Origin of the sequence: Streptomyces sp. 150FB, assembly GCF_000818195.1 — a bacterium.
In the GTDB taxonomy this organism is placed as follows: domain Bacteria; phylum Actinomycetota; class Actinomycetes; order Streptomycetales; family Streptomycetaceae; genus Streptomyces.
This window is the reverse complement of record NZ_JTHL01000001.1, coordinates 701,756-704,222: the sequence shown is the minus strand read 5'-3', so window position 1 is coordinate 704,222 and position 2,467 is coordinate 701,756. Positions and strand designations below refer to the sequence as shown.

Annotated in this window: 1 protein-coding gene; it reads right to left on the bottom strand. The window is 72.8% G+C overall.

Annotation, left to right across the window (positions count from 1 at the left end):
• Positions 1-2,467: glycosyl hydrolase (locus QR77_RS02935; protein ID WP_201778785.1), on the bottom strand; the 2,467-nt coding region annotated here is incomplete at both ends.

Here is a 2,467-nt window from a genome sequence, read left to right as displayed (position 1 = left end):
CGCCGCCGCCCCCGCCGGGTCGTCGGCGCGCAGCGCGCGGGACGCGCGGGAGCCGGTGAGGAGCGTGTCCAGTGCTCGCGCCAACTGCGCGTCGTGGCCCGCCGGTTCGCGCAGCGGCAGATCACCCACGACGACGAGGACCCCGCCGCCGTCCACGAAGCCGGTGAGCGCCTCGACGGCCCCGACCGACAGCATGGGCGTACGGGGCAGCACGACGATGCCGTAGTCCTGGTGCCCGACGGTGAGCCGGGATCCCCGGGCCCTGCCGTGCTCGATCAGTGCGGGGTCCTGGTCCAGCGCGCCCTCGTCGAGGAGGTCGAAGTCGATCTGGGCGTCCTCCAGGGCGTGCACCGCGGCGACGAACGCCTCGTCGAGAGAGGCCTGTTCGGGACCGTCCTGGAGGGATTCGGCGGCGCGCTGGGGCTGGATGAGCGCCGTACGGGCCCGGGGAGTGGCCCGTACCGCCTCCACCAGCCGCCCGATCCAGTCGTTCAGCGGCGCGGAGAGATCCCACCACGGGTTGACCGGCTGGAACGGCGGAGCGAAGACGATGGTGTCCGGGTCGGAGAAACGGGCGTGCAGCAGCACCTTGTTGACACCCCGGACGACGAACGCGCCGATCACTTCCCGGGTCAGGGCCGGTGTGACCTGCCATCCGGTGGCGCCCATGGCTTCGAGGTAGACGCGTTCATGTCCCACCTGGTGGGCGGCGGTGGCGGGCCAGCGCGGCAGGATGCGGTGGTAACCGCGCTGGTACTGGTCCGAGATGAGGTCGGTGCCCGGTATCTGGGCCCACTGGTGTGCGGTGTTGAGGTTGCCGGTGCTCCTGACCTGCTCGGCGGGCCCGTACTCGTCCCACAGCGGGTTGGAGATGAACGCGAGCCCGTGGGCGCCCATCCAGTCGCCGACGCCCTTGTAGTACGCGGCGGAGAACCGGTTGGAGACGGCCCGCCAGAACACACCGCGCAGTCGGCTTCCCTCGTCGCCGAGGTCCTCGTGGACGGCCGACAGCACAATGCCGAGGCCGGTCTTGCTCCCCAGCTTCCCGATCTCGTCAACCAGGCTTTGGGACCAGGGAACTTGGGCCCACTCGGCGTCGGCGGACGCGATGAAGGGCTCGTCGTCGGCGAACCCCCGGAGCACACCGCCCACCGCCCACGGGAACCTGCGCGCGTACTCACCGGGCACGATGTCCATGAAGAGGCCCACGGCCTCGTCGTCCAGCAGGTCGAGGTAGTCACGCCTGCTGCCGGAGGTGTCGGCGAGCAGTCCGGAGGTGTAGACGTCCACCAGCCACTGCCCGGCGGGCGCCTCCCAGACGCCGGAGCCGCGAGCGGCCTCCGTCAGGTCGATCATCCCCGGGATCGCCTCGCCGCCGGTGGCCCCGGCGGGCCGGGCCGCCGCGGCGATCAACTCTCCGGCATCGGCGGGTACCTGGAAGGCGTCCACGGCCGAAGCGCCGTCGAAGGTCTCGCCGAACAGCCGCGCACCGGCCGCGTCGTCCACGGTCAGGGTGGACCACGACGAGCGCTGCGTCGCGCTGGCCCGGACGCCGACCGTGCCGGTCGCGAAGGCGGCGTCGGTCACCGGCGGAAGTCCGGCGCCGTCCAGCGACGGCTGGATGGTCTGTCCCACGGCGCTGACCGTGAGCCGGTGGTCGGCGCCCGCGTCGAAGCCGGGGGTGGCCGCTCCCTGGCGCAGCAGGGTGAACGCGCCGTCGCTCTGGTGCCAGAGGTCGACACCGCCGTCGGACCGCAGGTCAGCCAGGTAGCCGTTCCTCGCGTCGGGACAGCGCACCATGAGGCCCGCCGCCGCTCGCTCCACCCGTACCGTCGCCGTGACCGTGACGTCGCCCCAGCCGGCGCCCTCCTTGAGGACGCGGACACCGTCGTACGCGGCGGCGTCCACGATCAGCCGCCCGCCGGTGACGGAGAGGGTCCGGGCGTCCAGCGTGACGGACGTACCGCCGGAGACCTCGGTGCTGCTCCTGCGGACGCTCTTGGTCCGCAGGTCGGGGCGTGGCCGGTAGGTGCGGTCGCCGACCTGGCCGCCGTTGACCACGAACCCGCCGGCCCGGCCGCTGGGGAAGAAGTTGTCGTTGAACAGCCATACGCCCATGTCGTGGCGGTCCGCTTCGCGGAGTGTGTGCTCGACGAGGTCGAACCACGCCTCGGTGAAGAAGACGGGCCGCAGGGCCGGGGTGTCGAAGGGGAAGACCAGGACCTCGGTCACTCCCTTGTCGCGCAGGTCGGCGAGGGTCGTGTCGACGAGGTCGGGCGTCACGGGGCCGTTCCAGAACCACAGGATCAGCGGCATGCTGTCGGCGGCGGGACGGGCGAACCGGGCGGCCGAGAAGGCCCCGGAGCCACCGGGCGCAGCCGCGTACGCGGTCCCGTCGAGGGCGACGGCGCCGGCCGCGCCACCCGCCGCGGCGGCGAGCGCGGCGAGTTGGAGCACGCGTCGGCGG